Raw genomic sequence first — 25,776 nt, forward strand, 5'->3', positions numbered from 1 at the left:
GGTGGGCGAGCCGCGCTCCGGTGCGCGGACGCCTGCGCGCGGCGTCAGCTCGGGATGACCCGGGCCTGGCCGGCCGTGGTGCGGACCTTGATCTTGCTCGCCGCGGCGCCGTCCTTGCGGACCTTCACGTCGGTGTCGCCGACGGTCGCCTCCACGTCCACGTTGTACCCCTGCGTGTCCGGCACCCGGACCGTCGCCCGTCCGGCCGTGGTCTTGGCGTCGACGTCGTGCGGTGCCGCGGCGAAGGAGAGGTCGAGGGACCCGGCGGTGGTGCGGGCGGTGGCGTTCTTGGCGGTCAGGCCGGTGCCGTCGATCTTGCCCGCGCTGGTGGACAGGTCGAGGTCGCCGGACAGGCCGGTCACCGTGACCGCGCCGGCGTCGGTCTCCACCTTGGCGGCGGTGCCCCGTGGCACGGTCACGTCGTAGGACACCCAGCAGTCCTTCTTGCCGCACTTGTAGCGCAGCTCGAGGGTGCCGTCGGTGACGTTGTGCGTGGTGGTGGGCTCGGTGTCGCCTTCCCAGTGCCGGGTCTCGGTGACCTGGACGGACGCGACGTCCTTCTCGACGATCGTGACCTTGCCCGCGGTGGTGGCGACGGACAGCTTGGCGGGCTTGCCCGAGACGTCGTAGGTCGCGGTGTTCTTGTTCTCGGTGTCCACGTCGACGTCCATCTTGCACGCGGCGAGCACGACCGGGGCGACGACCACCGCCGGTATCAGCAAAGCGAGTCGGCGCCGTCGGGATCGGGTGGACGGGCGGGACGCGGGCGCGGACATCGGAGCCTCCAGGTGCGGTTTCGGCGGTATGTCCACGCTAGGTCCGAGACGCGCGGCCCCGCGTCGCCCGTGTGACCGGCACCGCCGCTCCTCCTGACGAGGGAGGGCGGCCCGGTTCGCGCCGACTTTCTCCGGGTTTCCCCGGAGAGGGATCCGACGTTCGCAGGGTTGACGAGGCTCCCGGCCGCCCGAAGTCGGGTGATGTGTAACGGTCTGCCGGATCTGCCGGGTTCCCGTCGGGGGCCAGGCCGGGATCCTCCGTGACGAGGAGACGGCGTGCCGAAACGCTCCTGCCTGCGGGCAGGCAGGGTCGGCCCCGCGACCGGGAGTTCGGGCCCGGACCCGGGGCCGACCCGGCGCGGGTCAGCCCAAGTGCGCCAGAGCCGCCGGCGCGAGGCGGGCGAAGTCGGCGGACTCGGCGTCGTCGAGCACCGCGTAGGTGGCGGCGACCAGGTCGTCGGTGAGGGTCTCGGCGTCCGCGCGGCGGGCTTCGAGTTCGGCGTCGAGCTCCGGGAACGGCTCGGTCCAGCCGAAGAACTTGATCATGCCTTCGTTCTTGCGCTCGCCGACCTGCGCCTCCAGCGGCGCGATGCGGTGCGCGCGCAGCGCGAGCGCGTGCAGGTCGGCGCGCTGCTCGCGGAGCGTCTGCAGGTGGTGCATCGCCGCGGCCGGGGCGTCGTCGGCGGCCTGGAGGGCGCGCCAGCCGCTGGACAGGCGCCCGGTCGCGCCGAGGTCGTTGGCACCGGCGATCTTGCCGGCGATCTCGGCGAGGCGGTCGACGCCGTCGAAGTCGGCGAGCTTGGCGCGGCCCCAGGCGTGGCAGCACTCGGCGTACGCCGCGGCGGCGTCGGACGCCGTGCCGATCTTCGCGGCCGCGGCCCACATCGCGGCGATCGTGCCCGGCTCGAAGTAGTGGAACGCGTCGACGACGATGTCGTCGCTCGCGTCGCCGATCACGCCGCCGCGGCCGGCGATGTAGAACTGCAGCCCGTCGTAGCCGAGTTCGGCGCCGCGCGCGGTGGTGAGCGGGTCGAAGAAGAACTTCGGCGCGATCTGCTGTACCGCGGCCTTGACCGCGAGGTTGGTGGTGCGGGCTGTGTCCATGCGCGAACCGCTCACGACGACTCCTCGAATCGCTTGCCCAAGCGCCCAGGCCCCAGGGCCTTGCTTGGCTATGTCAAGCGCTTTCTAGCAGAGCCGCCGCGGGGTTCCCATGGCCGGTCCCCGGGCGCGCGGGCGCGGGGTCAGCCGCGGAGGGTCAGGCGGTCGAGATCGACGTCGCCCTGCGCGACGATCAGCGCGGGGCCGGTCATCTCGACCCCGCCGTCCGCGCGCTCGGTGATGACCAGGCGGCCGCCCGGCACGTCGACGGTGTACGTCGCGGGCAGCTCGGCACCGTCGCGCCGCGCGGTCGCGACCATGACGGCGCACGCCCCCGTACCGCACGACCGGGTCTCGCCGGAGCCGCGCTCGTGCACCCGCATCGCGACGTGGCGCGGGCCGCGGTCGACGACGAACTCGACGTTGACGCCCTCCGGGTAGGCGGTCGGCGGGGTCACCGGCGGGGCGGTGCGCAGGTCGCCGGCGTCGTCGAGGTCGGCGACGAACACGACCGCGTGCGGGTTGCCCATGTTCACGTTGCGTGCCGGACGGCGTGTGCCGTTCGGCAGCGCAACCTCGATACCGGCCGAGTCGGGCAGCGTCGCCGCTCCCACGTCGACGGTGACGTCGCCGCCGTCCGCGGGCACGTGCACGGTCTTGACCCCGCCGCGCGTCGCGATGGCCATGGTGCCGGGCGCCGCCTCGCCGGACTCGACGAGGTAGCGCGCGAACACCCGGCTGCCGTTGCCGCACATCTCCGCGATGCTGCCGTCGGAGTTGCGGTAGTCCATGAACCACTCGGCCTCACCGGCCATCCCGGCCGCGGCCGGGTCCTTCGCCGACCGCACGACGCGCAGCAGCCCGTCGCCGCCGATCCCGGCCCGCCGGTCGCACAGCGCCGCCACCTGCCGGGCGGACAGGTCGAGCACGCCGTCGTGGTCGGGAACGATCACGAAGTCGTTCTCGGTGCCGTGGCCCTTGAGGAAGCGGAGAGTGGTCACGGATCGATCCTACGGGGTCGGTAGCCGCCGGCCGGTGCCCCCGGCTACCCCGTCGGCCACACCACCTTCGCCGATCCGCCGCCGCGCCGGGTCGGCTCCGCGACCGCCCGGACCTGCCCGCGCGGCAGGAACTCCAGCGCCGTCGCCGCACCGATCTCCGGGTTGTCCTTCAGCACGTGGCCGCGCGCCAGCAAGGCCGCACGCAGGTCCGCGGGCACCCCCGGCTCCGCTTCCGTGGCGGCGCCGTTGCGTTGCGAAAGCCGCGGTGCGGCGACCGCGTCGAGCAGGTTCAGACCGCGGTCGATGCGGCCGGTCAGGATCTGCAGGACGGTGGTGATGATCGTCGCGCCGCCGGGCGAGCCGACCGCCATGTACGGCCTGCCGTCCTTGAGCACGATGGTCGGCGCCATGCTGCTGCGCGGGCGCTTGCCCGCGGCCGGCAGGTTCGGGTCCGGGACGCCGGGGTACAGCGGCGCGAAGCTGAAGTCGGTCAGCTCGTTGTTCAGCAGGAACCCGCGGCCGGGCACGGTGATGGCGCTGCCACCGGTCTGCTCGATCGTCAGGTTGTACGCGACGACGTTGCCCCACCGGTCCGACGCGACCAGGTGCGTCGTGGACAGCCCCTCGTACGGCTCCGGCTCCCCCGCGCCGGCGGCCGCCGGGCAGCCCCCGTACGGCGCGGTCGGGTCGCCGGGCGCGACCGGGCTCACCCCGGCGTGCGCCGGGTCGATCCGGCAGGCCCGCTCGTCGGCGAAGCCCTGGGACAGCAGTCCGCTCAGCGGGACGTCCACCAACGCCGGATCGCCGACGTACCGGTTCCGGTCGGCGAACGCGAGCCGCGAGGCCTCCAGGTAGTAGTGCGCCGCGGTCGCCGCGTCCATCCCGGGGACGTTCGCGGACTCCATGATGTTGAGCGCCTCGGCGACGGTGCTGCCGCCGGACGACGACGGCGCCATCCCGTAGACCGTCAGCCCGCGGTAGTCGGCTTTGGTCGGGGCCTGCTCGAGGACCGAGTACGCCGACAGGTCGGCGCGCTCCATCAGCCCCGGCCGGAACACCCGGTCGGCGCCGGGCACCACCGGCGGCGCCTGCACGGTCCGCACGACCTCGTCGCCGAGACCGCCGTCGTACAGCCAGCCGATGCCCTTGCGGCCGAGCTCGCGGTACGTCCGCGCCAGGTCGGGATTGCGGAAGACCGTCCCGGCCGCGGGCGGCTTGCCGCCGGGTAGGAACAGGTCCCGGGTCGGCCCGATGTCCGCGAAACGGTCCTGGTTCGCCGCGGTCTGGGCCTCGAACGTGGCGTCCACGACGAAGCCTTGCTGCGCGAGTTTCGCCGCCGGATCCAGGGCTTGGCGCAGCGACAGGGTCCCCCAGCGACGCAGCGCCTGCTGCCAGGTCGCGGCGGTGCCGGGGATGCCCACCGACAGACCGGAGTTGACGCCCTGGTCGAACGGCAGCGGCTGCCCGGTCGACGGGTCGACGAACGAGGTCGCGGTCATCTTCCCGGGTGCGGTCTCGCGCCCGTCGAGGGTGCGGACGGTGCGGGACTTGGCGTCGTAGTAGACGAAGTAGCCTCCGCCGCCGATGCCGGCCGAGTAGGGCTCGGTGACGCCGAGTGCGGCGGCGGTGGCGACGGCCGCGTCGACGGCGTTGCCGCCGCGCCGCAGGACGTCGATGCCGATGCGGGTGGCGTCGTCGTCGACGCTCGCGACGGCACCGCCGTATCCGGTCATCACCGGGACTTTCGGGACCGTGCCGCCGCCCGGATGCGCGGATGCGGCGGGCGACGCGGTCACGAGCAGTGCGGCGACGGCGGCTCCGGCGGCCCAGCGGCGGCGCGCCGCGGGAGAGCGCGCGCTGCGCGCGAACTCCCGTGCGTGTGTGGACGATCCGGCCATGGCAACCTCCCCCTGACGGAATTCGTGGCGTGCCGGTGTCGCCTCGGACGCACTGCTGTGACGCGGGGTGGCACGAATGGCACGATGCGCCCGGTGGGACGGCGACGCATCAACCGTGACACCCCGGACACGCCCCGCACAGCCGAATTCGGGCCACAGGACAACCGTTCACCCGACCCGGCGATACCCGCCCGGAGCCGAACGCCACAAACCCGCACGGCAGTTCGAACACGGCCCGATCGACGTGGATCAAGGGCGGGGGCTGAGAGCGGCGAGCCGAAAGTGGGAACGGCGAACGGCTATCGACCCGCGCAGGACGGGGCAGCCCCCGCGACCGAGACGGGGTGGACGAGGAACGCCAGGGCGAACGCAGGACGGGGCCACGGTGAGGCGGGTGCGCGGCGAGGCGGACGCGGGCGCGGAACACGGCGCAGGCGGGCACGGAGGCGGGTGCGGGGCAGGGCGGGCGCGGAGCGCGGCGCGGGCGTGTGCGCCTTCGGTCCCGGCCCTCGCCCCCTGCTCCCCCGCGGCTCCTCCCTCCGCCCTACTCCCCCGCTCCCCCCACCTGCCGCAGCGCCTCTTCCAGCAAGTCCTCGCGGTCGTACGCCAGCCACCGCACCCGCGTGTCCCGGCGGAACCACGTGTCCTGGCGGCGGGCGAACCGGCGTGTGGCGCGGGCGGTTTCCTGCTTGGCGTCCGCCTCGCCCAGTTCTCCGGTCAGCTGCTTGAGCACCTGCGCGTATCCGAGGGCCCGGGACGCGGTCAGGCCGTCGCGCAGTCCCTGCTTCTCCAACGTCCGGACTTCGTCGACGAGTCCGTCGCGCCACATGCGTTCCACACGGGCGTCGATGCGGGTGTCGAGTACCGGGCGGGGCACGTCGACGCCGATCTGCACACAGTCGTAGACCGGCACCGGGCCCGGCAGCGTCGCGGTGAACGGCCGCCCGGTGATCTCGATGACCTCGAGCGCGCGCACGATGCGCCGCCCGTTGCTGGGCAGGATCGCCGCGGCGGCGGCCGGGTCGAGGGACGCGAGGCGGGCGTGCAGCGGCCCGGTGCCGTCGGCCTCCAACTCGCGTTCGAGGCGGGCGCGGACGTCCGGGTCGGTGCCCGGGAACTCCAGGTCGTCGACGACCGCCCGCACGTACAGTCCGGAGCCGCCGACCAGGACGGGGGTCCGCCCGGCGGCGAGCAGGTCGTCGACCACCGCGCGGGCGTCGTGCTGGTATTCGGCGACGCTGGCGGTGCGCGTCACGTCCCACACGTCGAGCAGGTGGTGCGGTACGCCGCCGCGTTCGGCCACGGTGAGTTTGGCCGTGCCGATGTCCATGCCCCGGTACAGCTGCATCGAGTCGGTGTTGACGACGTCGCCGCCGAGCGCGCGGGCGAGCGCGACGCCGAGTTCGGACTTGCCCGCGGCGGTGGGGCCGACCACCGCGACCACCCGGGGACGGGCGGTCGGGCTCGGCGGGGCGGCGTCCGGCGCGGCGTGGTCGGCCGGGCCGGCGGCATGGGAATGGGGGCGCACGGGACAAGTCTGCCGGACGCGCGGCTACCGCCCGTCACCCGATGCGGTACGCGCGGGCGGGATCACATAACCGGGGCACGGTCGCACTCGTTGTCCGTCGGACGACATGCACACCCGCCACCTGCGTCGTAGGGTCAAGGAGCACGAAATGGGCGTTTTCGACTGGTTCAGGCGTCAAGTGAAGGGCACCGGCGGCGCGTCGGGCACCGGAGCGGCAACGCAGGCGCCGGACGTGCCGGAGCACCTGTCCACCAGCGTCGGAGTCATCGTCGAGGAGCGGCCCGCGGCCGAGTGCCGCGTCCCCGCCCAGGAGTCCGCCGGAGGCGATCACCCGGTGGAGGCCGCGGAGAGTGCCGCCGCGACGGCCCTCGCCATGGTTCCGCAGCCGGCCGGCGCGGACCGGGAGCCCGAAGGAGAGCACGACATGGGTCTCATGGACACCATCAAGCAGAAGCTCGCTCCGCACCACGACAAGGTCGGGCAGGGTGTCGACAAGGCCGCTGACATGATCGACGAGAAGACCGGCGGGAAGCACCGCGGTCAGATCGACAAGGGCGCCGAGCAGGCGAAGAGCGCGCTGGGCGACGACGGCACGCCGGAAGGGGCGCAGCCCCCGGCGGACCCGGCAGCCGGGCAGGCCCCGCCGGAGGAGAACCCGCCGACGTGACGGTGTCCTGCCGCGCCGGGCATTGCGCGCCCGACGAGGCGGATGGCGGCAGACCTGCGGCGGCGGTCACGGAACGCGTTCCGTGCCCGCCGCCGTATGCGTGGGCGCGGTGGGGGGCGCGGGTGTCGCCGGGTGCCCCGGGAGGTGCGGGTCGTCAGTTCCAGACGGCGACGAAGTAGCCGACGCCGTAGGGCGCTTCGTCGTAGGTCAGGCGGGCGCCCAGGCCGGCGCCGTCGGCGGCGCCGGCCATGACCTGCCAGGCGGCGCGGCCGGCGACCCACAGTTCTTCGGACAGATCGGGGTCGAGCCCGGCCAGGGCGAGGGGGTCGGCGGCGGCGAGGGCGCGGGCGACGGCCGCGTCGTAGGGCTCGGCGCGCGGGTCGAGGTAGCCGGGGGCCTTCTCGGTGCGGCAGGCGGAGCCGTCGCCCATGACGAGCAGGGCGGTGCGGCTGTCGCCGCGGACGAGGTCGGCGCCGGCGGCGAGGCAGTCGGCGGCGTCCGCGTCGGCGGCGACGGCGAGGCCGGAGACCGGGACGGCGACGGGGGTGCGGGCGAGCAGCCACGCGGCGACGGTGAGGGACAGCGGCAGGTCGGGGGCTTCGCCGGCGCCGAGGCGGACCGTCACGTCGACGCCGAACGGCGCGAACGATCCGGTGCCGCCGTGCGGCAGGTCGGCGGACTCCGGTGCGCTGCCCACGACGACGATCCGGTCGGGGCGGGCGGCGGCGAGCGATGCGACGGCGTCGTCGCACGCCGCGCGCAGGGCGTCCAGCTCCGGCGCGGCGCCGGCGGCGAGTTCGGGGACGAGCAACGGCGGATGAGGGCACACGGCGGCAGCAACGAGCACGGGCATGACACTACCGTCCGTGTTCTCATGGGCATCATGGCGAAGCTCACGATCATCAGGCACGGCGAGACCGAGTGGAGCCGCTCGGGCCGGCATACCGGGCGTACCGATGTTCCGCTGACTCCGGCGGGCGAGGAGCAGGCGCGGGCGGCGGGCAAGCTGGTCGCGGGGCGCACGTTCGGGATGGTGCTGACCAGTCCGCTGGGGCGGGCGCGGGAGACGGCGGTGCTGGCGGGGCTGCCCGGGGCGCAGGACGAGCCGGACTTGATGGAGTGGGACTACGGCGGCTACGAGGGGCGCCGCACGGACGAGATCCGTGCGTCGGTGCCGGGCTGGCTGGTGTGGAAGGACCCGATCGTGCCGGGTGATGCGGCGCATCCGGGCGAGCAGGTCGGGGATGTGGGGGTGCGGGTCGACCGGGTGCTGGACCGGGTGCGGCCGGTGCTGGCGGCGGGCGAGGATGTGGTGCTGGTCGCGCACGGGCACGTGCTGCGGATTCTGACCGCCCGGTGGCTGGGGCTGCCGCCGGTGGACGGGCGGATGTTCGCGCTGGCCACGGCGGGGGTGTCGACGTTGGGCCACGAGCGCGAGGTGCCGGTGGTCCTCGGCTGGAACCTCGGCGGCTGACCGGCGGCCCGGCGGCGCCTGCCCGCAAAAACCCGCGACGCCCCCGCCGGTCACGGCGGGGGCGTCGTACGCGGGTGCGGGGTCAGTCCGCGCAGCAGGCGCCGGTCGCGGGCTGCGGCTCGACGGCCGGAGCGCCGATCTTCGGCATGCCGAGCAGGACACCGGGCGCGGGAGCGGCGGCCTCGCCGGTGCGCTTGGCCCAGGCGTCGCCCGCGCGGGTGCGGCGCACCGCGCGCGGTGTGCCTTCGGCGAGCAGGTGGTGCGGGGCGGCGTAGGTGACCTCGACGGTGACCACGTCGCCGGGGCGGACGTCTTCGGCCGGGCGGTCGAAGTGCACGAGACGGTTGTCGGGGGCGCGGCCGGAGAGGCGGGCGGTGGCCTCGTCCTTGCGGCCTTCGCCTTCCGCGACGAGGACGTCGAGGGTGCGGCCGACCTGGCGCTTGTTCTCGTCCCAGGAGATCTCGTCCTGGAGGGCGACGAGGCGCTCGTAGCGTTCCTGGACGACGCCCTTGGGGATCTGGCCGTCCATGGTCGCGGCGGGGGTGCCGGGGCGCTTGGAGTACTGGAAGGTGAACGCGTTGGCGAAGCGGGCTTCGCGGACGACGTGCAGGGTCTGCTCGAAGTCGGCGTCGGTCTCGCCGGGGAAGCCGACGATGATGTCGGTGGAGATCGCCGCGTCGGGCATGGCGGCCCGGACGCGGTCGATGATGCCGAGGTAGCGGTCCTGCCGGTACGAGCGGCGCATGGTGCGCAGCACGTCGTCGGAGCCGGACTGCAGCGGCATGTGGAGCTGGTGCATCACGTTGGGCGTCTCGGCCATGGCGGCGATGACGTCGTCGGTGAAGTCGCGCGGGTGGGGCGAGGTGAAGCGGACGCGTTCAAGGCCGTCGATCTCGCCGCAGGCGCGCAGCAGCTTGGAGAACGCTTCGCGGTCGCCCATGTCGGAGCCGTAGGCGTTGACGTTCTGGCCGAGCAGGGTGACTTCGATCACGCCTTCGGCGACGAGGGCTTCGATCTCGGCGAGGACGTCGCCGGGGCGGCGGTCCTTCTCCTTGCCGCGGAGCGCGGGCACGATGCAGAACGTGCAGGTGTTGTTGCAGCCGACGGAGATGGACACCCACGCGGCGTACGCGGACTCCCGGCGGGTCGGCAGGGTCGACGGGAACACGTCGAGGGATTCCAGGATTTCGACCTGGGCTTCCTCCTGGACGCGGGCGCGGTCGAGGAGCGCGGGCAGGGAGCCGATGTTGTGGGTGCCGAAGACGACGTCGACCCACGGCGCTTTGGCAACGATGGTGTCGCGGTCTTTCTGCGCCAGGCAGCCTCCGACGGCGATCTGCATGCCGGGGCGCTTGGCTTTCTTGGGCGCCAGGTGGCCGAGATTGCCGTAGAGCCGGTTGTCGGCGTTCTCCCGCACCGCGCAGGTGTTGAAGACGACGACGTCGGCTTCCTCGCCCGCGGACGCGCGGACGTAGCCCGCGTCCTCGAGAAGGCCGGACAGCCGCTCGGAGTCGTGGACGTTCATCTGGCACCCGTAGGTGCGCACCTCGTAGGATCGCGCGCTCATATCGAGAAGCAAGGTTACGCGGTCCCGCGGGGCCGCGGGGACGTCGGTGGCCCCGGATGCGGGGCGGGATGACGGCGGGAGGCGGCATGCGGCAACTGCCCGGGATGCGGCATGCGCTGCGGTATCTGCCGGAGCGGGTACGGCGGCGTGCGGAGGCCGGGACGCGGCGGCGGTCGCGGACGATGGCGGCCGCGGTGGCGGCGGTCGCGCTGGCGCTGCTGGCCGGCGGCCTGTGGATCAACGCGGACGACGCCCCGAAGTACCGCGGCGGGCCGGTGTCGATAGCGACCGGCGTGCCGACGGGGGTCTACCACCGGTACGGGCAGCTCCTCGCGCCGCGGTTGCGGAACAACCTGCAGGAGCGGGTGACGGTCGACGCGACCGGCGGTTCGGTGGAGAACCTGGAGAGGGTGCTCGACGGCCGCGACACGTTGGGGATCGCCACGGCGGACTCGGTGGCGAACCTGGCCGCGGAGCAGCGGTCGGGACTGCGCGCGGTGGCGCGGTTGTACGACGACTACGTGCAGCTGGTGGTGCGCCGCAATTCGCCGGTGCAGAAGCTGGAGGACCTGCGCGGCCTGCGGGTGGTGATCGGGCCGCCGGGTTCGGGGGTGGAGCTGATCGCGCGGCGGATTCTGGCGACGGTGGGCATGGATCCGGAGCGGGATCTGGCGCCGGTGCGGGCGGGGATCGGGGATGCCGCGGCGCAGCTGCGGGACGGGCAGGTGGACGCGTTCTTCTGGTCGGGCGGGCTTCCGACGGGGGCGGTGTCGGAGCTGACGTCGGCGACGGAGATCCGGTTCGTGCCGCTCGGGGACACCGCGAAGCGGCTGCGCGAGCAGTTCGGCCAGGTGTACCGGGAGGCGGTGATTCCGGCGGATGCCTACGCGGGCGGGCGGGAGGTGCCGACGGTGGCGGTGCCGAACCTCCTCGTGACGCGGGCCGACGCGGACACCGGGCTGATCCGCCGCGTGACGGGTGTGGTCATGGGGAACCGGGAGGCCATCGGGTCGGAAGTGCATGCCGCCCAGCTCGTCGATCCGAGGACGGCCGTGTTCACGGATCCCCCCCTGATGCTGCACGAGGGTGCCCGCCTCTGGTACAGATCAGCCAAGCCGTGAGATCTGCGCTCCCACGAGGCGGACGCGGCGGGTGCGGCCGCCGGGTGAATCGCTAAACCGTGATGCCCCGGACGTCGCGCGGGAGTGGGGAAATGCAAGATGCTGGGGGGTCAAGTCGACAGGTGGATGGGCGTCCATAAACTCTGAGCCCCTGTCAGAAGCACCTGGAGCACCTGGGAGGAGGGCGTGACCGCCGTGTCCGAAGGCGATGTCGGCCGAGTGCTGAACCAGCGGTACCGCCTGAGCAGGAGCCTGGGGCGGGGCGGCATGGGCGAGGTGTGGCTCGCCGTGGACACCGCGCTGGGGCGCGAGGTCGCCGTGAAGGAACTGCTGCTGCCCGCGTCGCTGGACGAGGCGGCGCAGCGGTCGTGGCTGGAGCGCAGCAAGCGCGAGGCGAGCGCGGCGGCGCGGATCCGGCACGAGAACGTGGTGACCGTCCACGACGTGTTCGAGGAGGACGGCCGCCCGTGGATCGTCATGGAACTGGTGATCTCGCGGTCGCTGGCCGAGGTGATCCGCGGTGAGGGGCGTCTGGAGTACGCGGAGGCTTCCCGGATCGGCCTGGGGGTGCTGCGCGCGCTGCGGGCCGCGCACGCGAAGGGCGTGCTGCACCGCGATGTGAAGCCGGCGAACGTGCTGCTCGGCCTGGACGGCCGGGTGGTGCTGACGGACTTCGGCATCGCGACATTCGTGGACGCGCCGCAGGTCACGCATGTCGGCGAGCTGCTGGGCACGCCGGGCTACCTGGCGCCGGAGCGCGCCGAGCGGTTCGCGGGCGGCCCGGCCGCGGCGGACCCGTCGTCCGACCCGGGCAAGCAGAGCGGGCGGTCCGGGCCGTCCGGGCAGTCCGGGCTCGCCGACGCGGACGAGGCGGGCGAGGCCGGCGGCGGGGCGCCGACGGCCGCGGTGCGGCGTTCGGAGACGCTCGGGATGAGCGGCGGCGTCGTGCTGGATCCGGCGTCGGACCTGTGGTCGCTGGGCGCGACGATGTACGAGATGGTCGAGGGCCGTCCCCCGTTCAGCCGGTCGTCGCCGGTCGAGGTGGTCGAGGCGGTCGTGCACCACGCGCCTCCGGCGATGCGGCACGCGGGCCCTCTGGAGCCTGTCGTGCTGGGGCTGCTGCGCAAGGACCCGGCGGAGCGCCTGGACGCCAAGGAGACCGAGGAACTGCTGACCGCGGTCATACAGGACGCGTTGGCGCCGACGTGGGGCGGCGAGGCGCTGCCCGGGCCGCGTCCCGCGGGCGGCGACACGGGTGCGCTGCGGGCCGGTCTCGGCTCGGGCCACACCGCGACGCACCGCGCGGCGCCGCGCCCCGCCCCCGGCCCTGGTCCGTTGCAGGGCCCGGTGGACCCGACGTGGGCCGACGAGGCACCCGCCGCCGACAGCGGCCGGGGTGACGGGCAGGACGGCGACGAAAGCGGTGGGCAGGGCGCCGCCGGTGGTAGCGGCGGCAGTGCCGGGGGTGGCAAGAAGGCCCGAGGCCGGTCGCGGAAGCGGCGGCGGGCGATGGTGCTGATCCCGGCGTTCGTCGCGCTCGCGGCGATCGCGGTGTCGGTCGCACTGGTGAAGATGGACACCGGCGGGAAGAAGGCCGATCCGCTGGCGGACCTGCGCGAGAAGTCGCCGACGTACCAGGCGATGATGCAGCGCGGCTACATGATCGTCGGGGTGAAGCCGGACCAGCCGGGGCTGAGCCAGAAGGGCCCGGACGGCCAGTACACGGGCTTCGACGACGAGATCGCCCGGATGGTCGCGGCGGACCTCGGGTTCACCGGCAAGATCCATTTCGTGGACGTGGAGACCCAGGGGCGCGAGTACCGGATAGCGTCCGGGCAGGTCGACCTGGTGGTGGCGAGCTACACGATCAACCCGGACCGGTTGCAGCGGGTGTCGTTCGCGGGCCCGTACTACGTGGCGGGCCAGGACTTCCTGGTGCGGCGCGACGACCAGGGCGCGGTGCGCCCGGAGGACCTGGCGGACAGCCGGGTGTGCGTGGTGCGCGAGTCGACGTCGGCGGCGCGGGTCCGGCAGAAGTTCCCGACGATGCAGGTCGAGGAGCGCGGCAAGTACTCCGAGTGCGTGGACGAGCTGCTCAAGGGCAACGTGCGCGGGGTGAGCACGGACGACACGATCCTCACCGGATTCGTCGCGCAGCACCCCGCGGATCTGCGGGTGCTGGGCAGCCCGTTCTCCGACGAGCCGTACGGCATCGGGGTCAGCCGCGGCGACGTGACGCTGGCGGGGGCGGTGTGCAACGCCCTGAACCGGCATATCGCCAACGGCGACTGGCGGCGCGCGTACGACGCGACGCTCGGGTCGCTGGGGTTGCTGACGCCGCGCCCGCCCAAGTGCGAGGTCCACACGGACTCCTGACCCGGCAGGCTTCCACGGAGCCGCGAAGGGTCAGCCCGCCCGGTCGACGGTGGCGGTGACGACCAGTCCCCCGCCGTCGCGGGCGGCGAAGTCGAGGGTGCCGCCGCCGGCCCGCAGCAGGGTGCGGGCGATGGACAGGCCGAGGCCGGATCCGTCGATGTTCTGGTGGTGCGCGCCCCGCCAGAAGCGGTCGCCGACCCGGCGGAGTTCGTCGGCGTCCAGGCCGGGGCCGCGGTCCGCGACGCGGATCTCCAGGCGTCCGCCGACGGACGCGACGGCGACGGTGACCTCCGCGCCGTCCGGGCTGAATTTGAGCGCGTTGTCGAGGATCGCGTCCAGGGCGCTGCCGAGCGCGATCGGGTCCACGTGGCCGGTGAGCGCGCGCGGGCCTTGCTGGTCGAAGTGCTGGCCGCGGCGGCGGGCCACGGGCTCCCACGCGTCGAGGCGTTCGCGGACCAGTGCGGCCACGTCGAGCGGCACGAGGTCGACGCCGGTGTTGGCGGCGTTCTCGGCGAGCGCGAGCTGGAGCAGTTCGTCCAGGACGCGGGTGAGGCGGCGGCCCTCGTCGCGGACCCCGTCGAGGGTCGCGAGGTGTTCCTCGGGCAGGGACAGGCCGAGTTCTTCGATCCGCAGCAGGAGCGCGGACAGCGGGTTGCGCAGCTGGTGGGAGGCGTCGGCGGCGAACGCCCGCTGCTGTTCGACGACGGTCTCGACGTTGTCCGCCATTTCGTTGAACGCCTTGGCCAGCCGCCGGAGTTCGGGCGGGCCCTGGGCGGCGGCGACGCGGGCGCCGAGGCGGCCGGTGGCGATCTCGTGGGTCGCCTTGTCGAGGACCTGGACGGGTTTGAGGATGGAGCCGGTGAGCCGGTTGGCGGCCAGCAGCGCGGCGAGCAGCGCGATGGCTTCGCCGGCGCCGAGGAACAGCCAGGTGTCGGTGATGCGGCCGCGCATCTTGTCGGTCGGCGAGTCGGTGAACGCGACGGCGACGACGTCGCCGCGGTGGATGACCGGGACGGCGACGACCATGCGCCGGTCCTGCCACGGCCAGATCTGGCCGGGGTCGTCGCTGCGGTGTCCGGCGCGGGCGGCGGCGAACGCGGCGCGGGCCCGGGGGTCGTCGGGCAGCACGTAGTCGGCGCGGGACGCCACGATGCGGTTGCCGGCCCGGTCGAAGATGGCCGCGCGGATGCCGTAGACGTCGTCGTACTGGGTCAGTTCGGCCTGCAGCGCGCCCATTTCGATGCCGCCGCGGTCGGTGCCGATGCCGCCGGTGGCCTCCGGCGCGGTGACGGCCTTGTCGTCGGCGACCATCGTGGTCTGGTAGTCGGCGGCGAACCGGGCGGTGTCGTCGATGCGGTCGCGGGCGACGTGCTGCTGGGTGCCCGCGGCGCGGGAGATCGCCAGGGGGATGCCCAGGGCGAGCAGGACGGCGGCCATGAGCGCCAGCAGCAGCGCGACGAGTCGGGTACGCACGTGCGGACCCGGCTACGGGGCGTCGGATACTCGGGCGGGCATTCCCGGGGACACGTGTGCGGGCACTCCGGCGGACACCGCGGCCGCGGTGTCGGGCACGATCCGGTAGCCGACGCCGCGGACCGTCTCGACGAGCCGCGGGTTCCCGAGTTTGGCGCGCAGCGACGCCACGTGCACTTCCAGGGTGCGGCCGCTGCCGGCCCAGCTCGTCTGCCAGACCTCGCTCATGATCTGCTCGCGGCGGAAGACCACGCCGGGGCGCTGGGCGAGCAGCGCCAGCAGGTCGAATTCCTTGCGGGTGAGCACCACCTCGGTGCCGGCCACGGTGACCCGGCGGGCCGCGGGGTCGACGACCAGGGCGTCGGGCGCGTCGTCGGGGGCTGCCGCGGGGGCCGGGAGGACCGCGGGGGCGGCGGCGTCCGGGCGGGGCTCGGGGCGGGCGCGGCGGCTGACGGCGTGGATGCGGGCGAGCAGCTCGGCGATGTCGTACGGCTTGGTCACGTAGTCGTCGGCGCCGAGATTGAGGCCGTGCACGCGGGACCGGACGTCGGCGCGTGCGGTGACCATGATCACCGGCACGGCGCTGAGGCGGCGTATTCGGGCGCACACCTCGAAGCCGTCGTGGTCGGGCAGGTTGAGGTCGAGGAGCACCACGTCGACGTCGCCGGTGAGCGCGTCGAGGGCTTCCTCGCCGGTGCACACGTGCCGCACGTCGATGCCGTGCCGGCCCAGCACGGCGCGCAGGGGCTGGGCGATCCGCAGGTCGTCCTCGACCATCAGCAGCCGCATCGCGGTCCTCCTCTCGTCGGGTTCGGTGGTTCGGCTCAGCGCCCGGGCGGGGTCATCAAAGCAGACGATCAGGGTTATGCCCAGCCCCTCCCGGACCCGGCACGCACGGTTGCCGCGCCTTGCGGACTGTCTTCCCGCGGACGCGGGCCCGCGACCCTCCGTTATCTCGTCTTGACCTCAGGTGAAGCTCAAATCCGGGTCCGCGGCGGGGCCTTGGCCGCTTTCATGGCGGCACCACCCGATCCGGAGGAGCCGCCACCGTGACCGAAGCCATGGACCAGACGCCCTCCCTGGACAAGACCGCCGCCGGGGAGTCCGGCGGTGCAGCGGCGCCGCTGGTCGTCCTGTCGAAGGTCAACAAGCACTTCGGCGCGCTGCACGTGCTCCAGGACATCGACCTGACGATCCACGAGGGCGAGGTCGTCGTCGTCATCGGCCCGTCCGGGTCGGGCAAGTCGACGCTGTGCCGGACGATCAACCGGCTGGAGCCCATCGACGCGGGGTCGATCACCATCGACGGCCGCGACCTGCCGCAGGAGGGCCGCGAGCTGGCCCGGCTGCGGTCCGACGTCGGCATGGTCTTCCAGTCGTTCAACCTGTTCGCGCACAAGACGGTGCTGCAGAACGTGATGATCGGCCCGGTGAAGGTGCGCGGCGAGAAGCGCGAGGCCGCCGCCGAACGGGCCCGTGCCCTGCTCGACCGGGTCGGCGTCGGCACCCAGGCCGACAAGTACCCGGCGCAGTTGTCCGGCGGCCAGCAACAGCGCGTGGCGATCGCGCGGGCACTGGCGATGCGGCCGAAGGTCATGCTCTTCGACGAGCCGACCTCGGCCCTCGACCCGGAGATGATCAACGAGGTCCTCGAGGTGATGCGTTCGCTCGCCGCCGAGGGCATGACGATGGTCGTGGTCACCCACGAGATGGGGTTCGCGCGGTCCGCGGCGAACCGGGTGATCTTCATGGCGGACGGCCGGATCGTCGAGGAGAACACACCCGACGAGTTCTTCGGCAACCCGCGCAGCGACCGCGCCCGCGACTTCCTGTCGAAGATCCTGCACCACTGATCCGGCGGCGGTCGGCACCACGATCGGCCGCCGTTCGGCCCCCGGCCCGCCCCGGCCCACCAACGAGCCCCTGCAGCATCCCGTGCGACCCGAGGAGTGAGGGACATGACCCTGCGCAAGACCATAGCCGTCGTCGGCTTCTCCACCCTGGCCCTGCTCGCCACCGCCTGCGGCAAGGACGGCACGCCGGACTCCGACAAGGGAGGTTCGGCCGCGCCGCAGCAGTCGGCGAACACCAGCGTCGACCTGTCCGCGTCGTCGCCGACCTGGAAGAAGGCGAAGGACCGCGGCTACCTCGTGGTCGGCGCGAAGGAAGACCAGCCGTTCCTGGGCTACATGGACCCGGCCACCAAGGAGCGGTCCGGCTTCGACATCGAGATCGCCCGGCTGGTCTCCGCGGAGCTCGGCCTGGACCCGAAGAAGATCGAGTTCAAGACCATCGCGTCGGTGAACCGCGAGACCGCGCTGCAGAAGGGCGACGTCGACATCTACGTCGGCACCTACAGCATCACCGACAAGCGCAAGGAGTCGGTCGACTTCGCCGGCCCGTACTACATCTCGGGCCAGAGCCTGCTGGTGCAGAAGAACAACACCGCGATCACCGGCAAGGACACGATCAAGGGCAAGAAGGTCTGCTCGGCGAAGGGTTCGACGCCGATCCAGAAGATCAAGACGGAGTTCCCCGAGACCACCCCGATCGAGTACGACAACTACTCGCTGTGCGTCGACAACCTGCTGAGCGGCCAGGTCGACGCGGTCACCACCGACGAGGCGATCCTCAAGGGCTACGCGGCCAAGGACCCGGAGCACCTGAAGGTCGTCGGCGACAACTTCTCCACCGAGAAGTACGGCATCGGCCTGCCCAAGGGCGACGCCGGGCTGCGCAACAAGGTCGACGACATCCTGACCGCCAAGATGGCCGACGGGACCTGGAAGTCGATCTACGACGCGACGCTCGGCAAGTCCGGCAGCCCGGCGCCGAACCCGCCCGCGGTCGAGCGCTACTGATCCGGAGCCTCGGCTGCCGCGGTGGCCGCCGGCCCGTCACGCACCGGGCCGGCGGCCGCACCGGCCGACGCTTTCCCGCTCCGCCTTTCCCCCCGACCGTCCCGACTGCCCCCTGTCCGCTCCAGGCCAGCGAGGATCACCGTGAACATATGCCCCGACTGCCTTGACCGCCTCGGACGTTCCGACGCCGCCCGGTTCGCGGGCCCGCACGCGGCGGGCCGGAAGGCGGGTGCGCCGTGAACGTGCTCTCGGACAACTGGGACCTCATCCGCGACGGCTTCTTCACCACGCTGGAACTGACGGTGCTGTGCGGCCTGGTGGCGCTGGTCGGCGGGACGCTGCTGGCGGCCTGCCGGGTCTCGCCGGTGCCGCCGCTGCGCTGGTTCGGCACCGCGTACGTCAACGTCGTCCGCAACACGCCGCTGACGCTGATCATGCTGGTCGTCGGCCTCGGGTTCCCCAAGCTGGACATCCACTTCAGCTTCATCACGTTCGCGGTGATCGCGGTCGGCGGCTACACCGCCGCGTTCATCTGCGAGGCCGTACGGTCCGGCATCAACACGGTGCCGATCGGGCAGGCCGAAGCGGCCCGCAGTCTGGGCATGTCGTTCACGCAGGTCCTGACGCTGGTCGTGCTGCCGCAGGCGCTGCGCGCGGTGGTGCCGCCGATCGGGTCGCTGCTGATCGCGATGGTCCGCAACTCGGCGATCGCGAGCGCGTTCAACGTCCACGATCTGTTCGGCACGAGCGCCGAGATGGTGGAGAACGGCGAGAACGTGCTGCTGATCTTCCTGTGGATCGCGATCGGCTACCTGCTCATCACCCTGACCATGAGCGCGCTGTTCGCCGCGCTGGAGAAGAAGCTGGCGGTGGCCCGATGACGCAGAAAGCCACCGTGCTGTTCGACGCACCCGGGCCGCGGGCCAGGACCCGCAACGCGATCGTCGGCGCCATCGGCGTCGCCGTCCTGGCCGGCGTGTTCGCGTGGGTCGTCTACCGGTTCGACCAGACCGGGCAGTTCGACGCCAAGAAGTGGGATCCCTTCCAGTACTCGGGCATCCAGCAGCTCATCTTCGACGGCCTCAAGTCCACGCTGAAGGCATTCGCGCTGGCCGTGGTGTTCTCGCTGATCCTCGGCGCGCTCCTGGCCGCGGGCCGGCTGTCGGACCACCGCCCGGTGCGGTGGGCGGCGACCGCGTTCGTCACCTTCTTCCGCGCGATGCCGCTGCTGATCCTCATCTACTTCCTGTACGTCGCCCCGGCCAAGCTGTCCGGCTGGCCGAGCTGGCTGCACTGGATGAACGACCCGCTGTGGCCGCTCGTCATCGGCCTGACGCTCTACAACGGCACCGTGCAGGCGGAGACCATGCGCGCGGGCATCCAGGCCCTGCCGCGCGGCCAGAGCGAGGCGGCGTACGCGCTGGGCATGCGCAAGTCGCAGGTCATGATGACGATCCTGGTGCCGCAGGGCATCCGCGCGATGCTGCCGACCATCATCAGCCAGATGGTCGTGACGCTGAAGGACACGTCGCTCGGCTTCATCATCACCTACCCCGAACTCCTCTACACCGCCCGCCAGATCGGCGCCGTGCAGGACTACGGCCTGCCGATCATCCCGGCGGCGATCGTGATCGGGGCGATCTACATCCTGCTCTGCATCGCGCTGTCCGTGTTCGCGGTGTGGCTGGAGAAATTCCTCGGCAAGAGCCGCCAAGGCCGCCCCGCGAAGATCGAGACACTGCCCGGCGAGACCCTTGCCGCGGCCGGCGCGGTGAGCGGCGACCGCTGACGCCGAGCCCCCGTAACCCCCGGTTCCGACGCCCCGCGGTGCCACCCCGCCGCGGGGCGTTGCCCCGTCCGGTCCCGTACCGTCGTCCGGATGCCCGATGATGGGCACCCGGACGAGCACGCACGGACCGAAAATACGGGGGAAGCGGCGGCATGCGCTTGGGAAGGACGGTCGCGGCGGCGGGTGCGCTGTGCGCGATGCTGCTGGCGGCCGGTTGCGGAACGGACGACGGCGGCGGCAAGACGGGCAAGGCGGGCGCGACGAACGGCTCTTCCGGTGCGGCCACGACACCGCCGGCGCCACCGCAGATCGCGCCGTACCAGGCCCGGCAGGGCGTGGACCTGTCCGCGTCGCCGACCTGGGCGAAGGCCCGTGATCGCGGCCATCTGATCGTCGGCGCGAAGGACGACCAGCCGTTCCTCGGCTACGAGGACCCTGCCACCCTGCGCCGGTCCGGCTTCGACATCGAGATCGCCCGCATGGTGTCGGCGGAACTCGGGCTCGACCCGGAGGCCGTCGAGTTCCGCACGATCGCGTCGGGCAGCCGGGAGGCGGCGATAGCGAACGGCGACGTCGACATGTACGTCGGCACCTACAGCATCACCGACAAGCGCAAGGAGACGGTCGACTTCGCCGGCCCGTACTACATCTCCGGGCAGAGCCTGCTGGTGCGCAAGCAGGAAGCCGCGATCACCGGCAAGGACACCATCCGGGGCAGGAAAGTGTGCGCGGTGAAGGGGTCCACGGCGCTGCTCAAGCTCCAGACCGATTTCCCCGAGACACAGGCGCTGTTCTACGACAGCTACAGCACCTGCGTGGAGCACCTGCTGACCGGCGGCGTCGACGCGGTGTCCACGGACGAGGCGATCCTCAAGGGCTACGCGGCCAAGGACCCCGGGCATCTGAAGATCGTGGGGCAGCCGTTCACCACCGAGAACTACGGCATCGGCCTGCCGAAGGACGACCGGGTGCTGCGGAACGCGGTCGACGACGCGCTGGAGGCGCGCGAACGCGACGGCACATGGCGCCGCGCCTACGACGCCACGCTCGGCCTGTCCGGCGAACCGGCCCCGGCGGTCCCGGCCGTGCGCCGCGATTGACCCGCCCGGCGGATCCGGCGCGGCGACCCGACGGAGTGGATTTCCGACCCGCCGCCGCGCCCCTGCCCGTGGCCCCGCGGAAGCCCGTTCCGGGCGCGAACTGCCGTGCCACCGTGCGCCCCTCCCCCGCGCCGCTGCCCCCGGCCACGCGGGTGCGCGCCCCCCGTGATTCCGACAGGGCGCGAGGCGCTGTCACGCCTGCGCGCCTCCGTGCCGGATGATTGCTCTCGGAACACGAACCCCGGGAGGCTCTCCATGCCAGGCACGGCCGGCTCCCACCCGCACCGGGACTCGGTGATCGTCGTCGGCGCCGGGCCGGCCGGTCTCTCCTGCGCGCTGGCGCTCGCCCGGCACGGGGTACGCACGCTGCTGGTCGACGCGGGCGACGGCACTCCGCGCGAGGGATCGCGCTCGTGCGGTCTCGACGCGACGACCTACGCGTTCGCCGCCGGGCTGACCGGCGGCCGGCTGGACGGCGCGGCGCAGCCGTGGGCCCCGCTGCGGATCCGCCGCCGCGCGGCCGCGGTGCCCCCGGCACAGGCCGGCGCGGACGCTCCCGCGGAGCGGTACGGCGTGTCGCAGCAGCTCCTGGAAGCCGCGCTGCTCGCCGCGGTGCGCGCGAACTCGCTGATCACCACGGTGTGGCGGCACAAGGTCGACGCGGTGGACCAGGACGAGGACACCGTCACGCTGACCGCGCGCGGCCCCGGCGGGACGGTCCGCTGGCGGGCCGCCTGGCTGGTGGCGTGCGACGGGCACCGGTCGCCGGTGCGGCGCGCCGCCGGGGTGCGGTTCCCGGGGCGCCCGCGGGTCGACCGGCTGCTGTGCGCGGATGTGAAGGTCGCGCTGCCGCGCGAGCCGTGGGACGAGTCGCCGATGGAGCCGTGGCTGTTCGTCGACCCGCCGTTCCAGCGGGACGCGACGGTGCTGGCGCAGCCGCTGGCGTCGGATGTGTGGCGGCTGACGTGGCAGTTGCCGCTGGCGCACGGCGTGGCGAAGGCCGCGGACGCGACCGCGCTGATCCCGGTGCACGGCGACCCGGGCGATCCGCGGCGGACCGCGGAGCGGGTGCGTGCGGTGCTGCGCACGTTGGAGTCCATGGGGTCGGACGGCGAGGGTCCGGACGGCGGCGCGGCCGAGGATCCGGCGTACGACCTGCTGTGGACCGGCGAGTTCGAGGTGCACCAGCGGCTGGCCCGCCGGTTCCGTGCCGGGCGGGTGCTGCTGGCGGGCGACGCCGCGCACCTGGTGCATCCGAACGTCGCGGACGGGGTGGACCTGGCCCTGCAGGACGTGCGGAACCTGGCCTGGAAGCTGGCGCTGGTGCTGGCCCGGCGGGCCCCGGAGCGGCTGGTGGAGACCTACCACGGGGAGCGTCGGAGTGCGGCGCGGCGGCGGTTGGCATACGGCGAGGACGCGCTGCATTTCCTGAGCCCGCGGGGCACCGCGCAGAAGGTCGGGCGGCGGCTGACGCTGATGGGCGCACGCAGCAAGGGCACTACGCTTCGGCGCCTGGATCCGCGGGCGCTGTTCGCGGATTCGTCGCCGGAGTACGCGGGTTCGCCGCTGCTGACGCCGGGCCGGGTGCCGGGGATCGGCGCGGTCGCCGACGACGTCGCGGTGGTGCGCGCGGACGGGGCGCGGGCGAAGCTGTCCGACTGCCTCGACCGCGGCCTGGTCGTGCTGCTGGTCGCGCCCGGCATAGAGGTCTGGGAAGGCGCCCGGTGGCGCGATGCCGGGGTGATGCCCGTGCTGCGCGCCCGGTTGGCCGAACTTCCGGTGGCCACCGAGTTGGTGGTGACGCCCGGCTATCCCGGAGCGGCCGCGCACACGCTGCTGCTGGTGCGCCCGGACGGGTACCTCGCGGCGTGGCTGCCGCCGGGTGCCGACGACGATCTGACCGCGGCCGCGCTGCGGGCGATAGGGCGGCGCGCGCCGGAGGAGGCCGCGGCCTGACGGCCGAGTCCCGGGGCGGGCCCGCCCCGGGACATGCGGCTCGGTGTCCGGCTCGGTTTACTGCCGGGCGTCCGGCCCGGGTCAGTCGCGGAACTCGGGCAGGACGTGCTTGCCCATCAGTTCGATGGAGCGCATGACCTCCTCGTGCCCGATCTTGTAGGGGTTGACCAGGCACAGCAGCAGGTCGCACCCGGCGGCTTCGTAGCGCTTGGCGACCTCGACGCAGTGGTCGGGGTCGCCGACGATCGCCGAGCCGGAGTTCTGCAGGTACGAGAAGTCGAGCCGGTTGAGCGCGCCCGCGCGGCGGTGCTCCAGGGGACCGGCCGCGTAGCTGTACGAGCCCAGTTCCTCCTTCTTCTCCTCCTGCCATTCGGCGACCGAGGCGATGAGTCCGCCGCCGTGCCCGACGTACCAGACGCACGATTCGGCGGCTTCGTCGACGGCCTGCTGCGTCGTCGGCGCGCAGTGCACCATCGTGAAGGTGGCGGCCTGGTCGTTGACGAACTTGCCCGCCGGGTTGGTGCACTCGTCCAGGCCCTGGCGGTAGAGCGCGATGCGGTCGGCGAGTTCCTCCGGCGGCACGCCCACGGTGAACGAGCACAGGCCGAGGCCGCGGCGGCCTATTTCGCGGTGGCCTTCCGGGCTGGAGGTGGCGCCCCACATCGGCGGGTGCGGCTTCTGCAGCGTGCGGGGCAGGACGCGGCGCGGCGCGCCCATCTGCCAGTACTTGCCCTGCGCCTGGTATTCGTCCTCGGTCCAGGCGCCGACGATGTGGTCGAGGGCCTCGTTCCACATCGCGCGGGTCTCCGCCGGGTCGATGTCGAAGCCTTCGAGTTCGGCGCGCGTGGAGCTGCGCCCGGTGCCGAACTCCACGCGGCCGTCGGAGATCAGGTCGAGCACGGCGGCGGACTCGGCGGTCCGGATCGGGTGGTTGTAGGGCTTGGGCAGCAGGCGGACGCCGTAGCCGAGGCGGATGTTCTGCGTGCGCGCGGCGATCGCGCCGTACAGGACCTCCGGGTTCGAACAGTGCGAGTACTCCTCGAGGAAGTGGTGCTCGACCGTCCAGAACGAGTGGAAGCCCATCTTGTCGCCGAGGACCGCCTGCTCGATGGTGTTCTTGTAGGCGCGGTGCTCGCTTTCGTCGTCCCACGGGCGGGCGACGGGGATCTCGTAGAACAGGGCGAATTTCATCGGTCCTCCGGTACGCGGGCGGGCAACGCAGGGCACGGGCGGGAGCCGAGGGCCAAGCACTCAGCTCGCGAAACCCCGGGTGATGAACTCGGAGACGAACGCCCGGACTTGGTCGGGGTCGTCGGGATCGAACGTGCGGGCGGGCACGGTGACCAGCGAGATGATCACCCGCATGATCCATTCGGTGGCGCGGTCCGGGTCGAGGTCGGGGCGGACCTCGCCGCGGTCCCGGGCCTCGGCGACGAACGGCCGCCAGAACCCGTGCCACGCGGCCAGCACCTGGTCGCTGTGCGCGAGCAGGAGCGTGGCGTCCTCGGATTCGCCGGGTCGGTAGCCGAGGCCGAGCTGGAGTTGCGCGGGACCCAGCGCGTGCACGTGCACGGCCGCTTCGGCGACCTGGCCGGCCAGCGTGTCGCGGCTGCGCACGAGCGGTTCGACGGCCGCCACGGTGAGCGCCGAGATCCGGGTCAGGACGGCTAGCACGAGCGCCTCGCGGTCCGCGAAGTGCAGGTACACGGTGCGGCGGGACACGCCCGCCTGCTGGGCGACGTCGTTCATGGACACCCGGCGGATGCCCCAGCGCCGGATGCAGTCGGTCGCCGCCTCGATGATCCGGTCCCGGGTCTCGGCGGCGCGCGCCGCACCCGGATGTGTCCCCGCGCCGGTACCGCGCGGGTCTTCCGCGGTGCCGCCGCGTGCCGTTTCCACCACGTCGTCCTCCGGTCGTGCCGCTGCGCAACTTCACAACTCTTGTAGAGGTGTGCAGGCGAGAAGTCCAGAGGCATCGGCTGTTGGCCCTGTCAACAGCCGATGGAGTGGCATATAAAGATCCTCACGTTCGACCTGCTCGGACCGTCCTGCCGTCGGGCCGGTCCGGGTCTGCCGATGAGCACTTCCGGCGCAAAACCGTCCGCACCACCGGAGGACCCGCATGCCCGTCGTACCTCAGATCCAGTCGATACTCGACGCCATCGCCGCCGCCCCGAAGCAGCCGGACGGGCTGTCGCTCGAGGAGCGCCGTGCCGCCGCCCACAAGGGGCTGGAGTCGGCGATCCTGGCGTTCGGCGAGGCCGCGCCGGGCGACGTGGCCAAGCGCGACGTGGCGATCACCGTGAAGATCCCCGACAACGGCACGATCCCGGCGCGCGTCTACACGCCGCCGACCCCGGCGCCGCGCGGCGGCCGCCCCGCGCACGTGTACTTCCACGGCGGCGCGTGGTGGCTGGGCACCCTCGACCACTTCGACGCCGAGTGCGCGAACCTCGCCAAGCTGACCGACTGCGTGGTCATCTCCGTCGACTACCGGCTCGCACCGGAGTTCGCCTACCCGGTGCCGCTCGAGGACGCCGTCGCGGCGTGGGTGTGGGTCCAGGAGCGCGCGTTCAGCCTGGGCGTCAACCCGGACAAGGTGTCCATCGGCGGCGACAGCGCGGGCGGCAACCTGGCCGCGGCGGCGACGCTGGCGCTGCGCGACCGGCGCATCCCGATGCCCGTCGCGCAGGTGCTGGAGGTTCCCGCCCTCGACCTGACGCTCGGTCAGCCGTCGGTGAAGGAGAACGGCACGGGCTACCTGCTGACCGAGGAAGGCATGCGGCAGGCCGTCGAGTTCTACATCGGCAAGCACGGCGACGCGACCGACCCGTACGCGTCCCCGCTGCACGCCGAGTCGCTGCTCGGGCTGCCGCAGGCGCTGGTGATGACCTGCGAGTACGACCCGCTGCGCGACGAGGGCGAGGCGTACGCCAAGCGCCTCGCCGAGGCCGGCGTGCCGGTCGAGGTCAAGCGCTGGGACGGACTGACGCACGGCGCGGGCATGTACACGGCGCTGCTGGAGGACGCGCGGGCGTTCCGGCAGACGATCGTGGACTTCCTGCGGGGCGTGCACAAGATCTGACGG

General features: G+C 72.9%; 22 protein-coding genes. 11 read left to right on the forward strand and 11 right to left on the reverse strand.

Features of this window, described 5'->3' with window-relative positions; translation table 11 throughout:
- Positions 1-44 precede the first annotated feature (44 nt).
- The 5 genes from ABEA93_RS12065 to miaA form a co-directional block, all read right to left on the reverse strand.
- Positions 45-776 (reverse strand): DUF4097 family beta strand repeat-containing protein, encoded by a 732-nt coding sequence (locus tag ABEA93_RS12065; protein ID WP_345675430.1) that lies wholly within the window; start codon positions 774-776, stop codon positions 45-47.
- 363 nt (positions 777-1,139) lie between these two features.
- The gene (locus ABEA93_RS12070; protein ID WP_345675431.1) at positions 1,140-1,895 is read right to left on the reverse strand and encodes an SCO6745 family protein; all 756 of its coding nucleotides are present in this window, start codon (positions 1,893-1,895) and stop codon (positions 1,140-1,142) included.
- A gap of 125 nt (positions 1,896-2,020) precedes the next feature.
- A complete protein-coding gene (gene dapF, locus ABEA93_RS12075; protein WP_345675432.1) occupies positions 2,021-2,878 on the reverse strand; it encodes a diaminopimelate epimerase in 858 nt (285 codons plus the stop codon).
- Positions 2,879-2,922: 44 nt separating this feature from the next.
- Positions 2,923-4,776, reverse strand: coding sequence for a gamma-glutamyltransferase (gene ggt / locus ABEA93_RS12080; RefSeq protein ID WP_345675433.1), 1,854 nt, complete (start codon positions 4,774-4,776; stop codon positions 2,923-2,925).
- A 544-nt stretch (positions 4,777-5,320) separates the two neighbouring features.
- The gene (gene miaA, locus ABEA93_RS12085) at positions 5,321-6,220 is read right to left on the reverse strand and encodes a tRNA (adenosine(37)-N6)-dimethylallyltransferase MiaA (protein ID WP_345675524.1); all 900 of its coding nucleotides are present in this window, start codon (positions 6,218-6,220) and stop codon (positions 5,321-5,323) included.
- Between the two features lie 232 nt (positions 6,221-6,452).
- On the opposite strand from miaA, the gene ABEA93_RS12090 reads away from it, so the two are divergent.
- Entirely contained in the window at positions 6,453-6,971 is a 519-nt protein-coding gene (locus ABEA93_RS12090; RefSeq protein ID WP_345675434.1) for an antitoxin, read from the forward strand.
- A gap of 154 nt (positions 6,972-7,125) precedes the next feature.
- Here ABEA93_RS12090 and ABEA93_RS12095 read toward each other — a convergent pair whose 3' ends face one another.
- Positions 7,126-7,818 carry a class III extradiol dioxygenase subunit B-like domain-containing protein gene (locus ABEA93_RS12095; protein WP_345675525.1) on the reverse strand — a complete coding sequence of 231 codons (693 nt, stop codon included), beginning with the start codon at positions 7,816-7,818 and terminating at the stop codon, positions 7,126-7,128.
- A gap of 36 nt (positions 7,819-7,854) precedes the next feature.
- Between ABEA93_RS12095 and ABEA93_RS12100 the strand changes: the two genes are divergently transcribed.
- Positions 7,855-8,445, forward strand: coding sequence for a histidine phosphatase family protein (locus tag ABEA93_RS12100; RefSeq protein WP_345675435.1), 591 nt, complete (start codon positions 7,855-7,857; stop codon positions 8,443-8,445).
- 82 nt (positions 8,446-8,527) lie between these two features.
- On the opposite strand, the gene miaB is transcribed toward ABEA93_RS12100, so the two are convergent.
- A complete protein-coding gene (miaB, locus tag ABEA93_RS12105; RefSeq protein WP_345675436.1) occupies positions 8,528-10,012 on the reverse strand; it encodes a tRNA (N6-isopentenyl adenosine(37)-C2)-methylthiotransferase MiaB in 1,485 nt (494 codons plus the stop codon).
- Between the two features lie 86 nt (positions 10,013-10,098).
- On the opposite strand from miaB, the gene ABEA93_RS12110 reads away from it, so the two are divergent.
- Entirely contained in the window at positions 10,099-11,133 is a 1,035-nt protein-coding gene (locus tag ABEA93_RS12110) for a TAXI family TRAP transporter solute-binding subunit (protein WP_345675437.1), read from the forward strand.
- A 186-nt stretch (positions 11,134-11,319) separates the two neighbouring features.
- The gene (locus ABEA93_RS12115) at positions 11,320-13,509 is read left to right on the forward strand and encodes a bifunctional serine/threonine-protein kinase/glutamate ABC transporter substrate-binding protein (protein WP_345675438.1); all 2,190 of its coding nucleotides are present in this window, start codon (positions 11,320-11,322) and stop codon (positions 13,507-13,509) included.
- A 30-nt stretch (positions 13,510-13,539) separates the two neighbouring features.
- On the opposite strand, the gene ABEA93_RS12120 is transcribed toward ABEA93_RS12115, so the two are convergent.
- Both ABEA93_RS12120 and ABEA93_RS12125 read right to left on the reverse strand, forming a co-directional pair.
- Positions 13,540-14,982 carry a sensor histidine kinase gene (locus ABEA93_RS12120; protein WP_345675439.1) on the reverse strand — a complete coding sequence of 481 codons (1,443 nt, stop codon included), beginning with the start codon at positions 14,980-14,982 and terminating at the stop codon, positions 13,540-13,542.
- A 12-nt stretch (positions 14,983-14,994) separates the two neighbouring features.
- Positions 14,995-15,771 carry a response regulator transcription factor gene (locus ABEA93_RS12125; RefSeq protein ID WP_345675440.1) on the reverse strand — a complete coding sequence of 259 codons (777 nt, stop codon included), beginning with the start codon at positions 15,769-15,771 and terminating at the stop codon, positions 14,995-14,997.
- 272 nt (positions 15,772-16,043) lie between these two features.
- On the opposite strand from ABEA93_RS12125, the gene ABEA93_RS12130 reads away from it, so the two are divergent.
- The 6 genes from ABEA93_RS12130 to ABEA93_RS12155 all read left to right on the forward strand — a co-directional run bounded on the left by ABEA93_RS12130 (position 16,044) and on the right by ABEA93_RS12155 (position 22,688).
- Complete coding sequence (locus tag ABEA93_RS12130; protein ID WP_345675526.1) at positions 16,044-16,835, forward strand: amino acid ABC transporter ATP-binding protein; 792 nt, start codon at positions 16,044-16,046, stop codon at positions 16,833-16,835.
- Positions 16,836-16,940: 105 nt separating this feature from the next.
- Positions 16,941-17,843 (forward strand): glutamate ABC transporter substrate-binding protein, encoded by a 903-nt coding sequence (locus tag ABEA93_RS12135; RefSeq protein ID WP_345675441.1) that lies wholly within the window; start codon positions 16,941-16,943, stop codon positions 17,841-17,843.
- A gap of 236 nt (positions 17,844-18,079) precedes the next feature.
- Positions 18,080-18,724, forward strand: coding sequence for an amino acid ABC transporter permease (locus tag ABEA93_RS12140; protein ID WP_345675442.1), 645 nt, complete (start codon positions 18,080-18,082; stop codon positions 18,722-18,724).
- Positions 18,721-19,632, forward strand: a complete 912-nt coding sequence (locus ABEA93_RS12145) for an amino acid ABC transporter permease (protein WP_345675443.1) — start codon at positions 18,721-18,723, stop codon at positions 19,630-19,632. Before ABEA93_RS12140 ends, ABEA93_RS12145 begins: the two co-directional genes overlap by 4 nt.
- Positions 19,633-19,784: 152 nt before the next feature.
- Positions 19,785-20,732 carry a glutamate ABC transporter substrate-binding protein gene (locus ABEA93_RS12150; RefSeq protein ID WP_345675444.1) on the forward strand — a complete coding sequence of 316 codons (948 nt, stop codon included), beginning with the start codon at positions 19,785-19,787 and terminating at the stop codon, positions 20,730-20,732.
- Positions 20,733-20,987: 255 nt separating this feature from the next.
- Positions 20,988-22,688 carry an FAD-dependent monooxygenase gene (locus ABEA93_RS12155; protein WP_345675445.1) on the forward strand — a complete coding sequence of 567 codons (1,701 nt, stop codon included), beginning with the start codon at positions 20,988-20,990 and terminating at the stop codon, positions 22,686-22,688.
- A gap of 81 nt (positions 22,689-22,769) precedes the next feature.
- Here the strand turns inward: ABEA93_RS12155 and ABEA93_RS12160 are convergent, their stop codons facing one another.
- Both ABEA93_RS12160 and ABEA93_RS12165 read right to left on the reverse strand, forming a co-directional pair.
- Positions 22,770-23,879 carry an LLM class flavin-dependent oxidoreductase gene (locus ABEA93_RS12160; RefSeq protein ID WP_345675446.1) on the reverse strand — a complete coding sequence of 370 codons (1,110 nt, stop codon included), beginning with the start codon at positions 23,877-23,879 and terminating at the stop codon, positions 22,770-22,772.
- 60 nt (positions 23,880-23,939) lie between these two features.
- Complete coding sequence (locus ABEA93_RS12165; protein WP_345675447.1) at positions 23,940-24,587, reverse strand: TetR/AcrR family transcriptional regulator; 648 nt, start codon at positions 24,585-24,587, stop codon at positions 23,940-23,942.
- Positions 24,588-24,810: 223 nt separating this feature from the next.
- On the opposite strand from ABEA93_RS12165, the gene ABEA93_RS12170 reads away from it, so the two are divergent.
- Positions 24,811-25,773, forward strand: a complete 963-nt coding sequence (locus ABEA93_RS12170; RefSeq protein WP_345675448.1) for an alpha/beta hydrolase — start codon at positions 24,811-24,813, stop codon at positions 25,771-25,773.
- Positions 25,774-25,776: the final 3 nt, after the last annotated feature.

Source organism: Yinghuangia aomiensis, assembly GCF_039542225.1.
In the GTDB taxonomy this organism is placed as follows: Bacteria; Actinomycetota; Actinomycetes; order Streptomycetales; family Streptomycetaceae; genus Yinghuangia; species Yinghuangia aomiensis.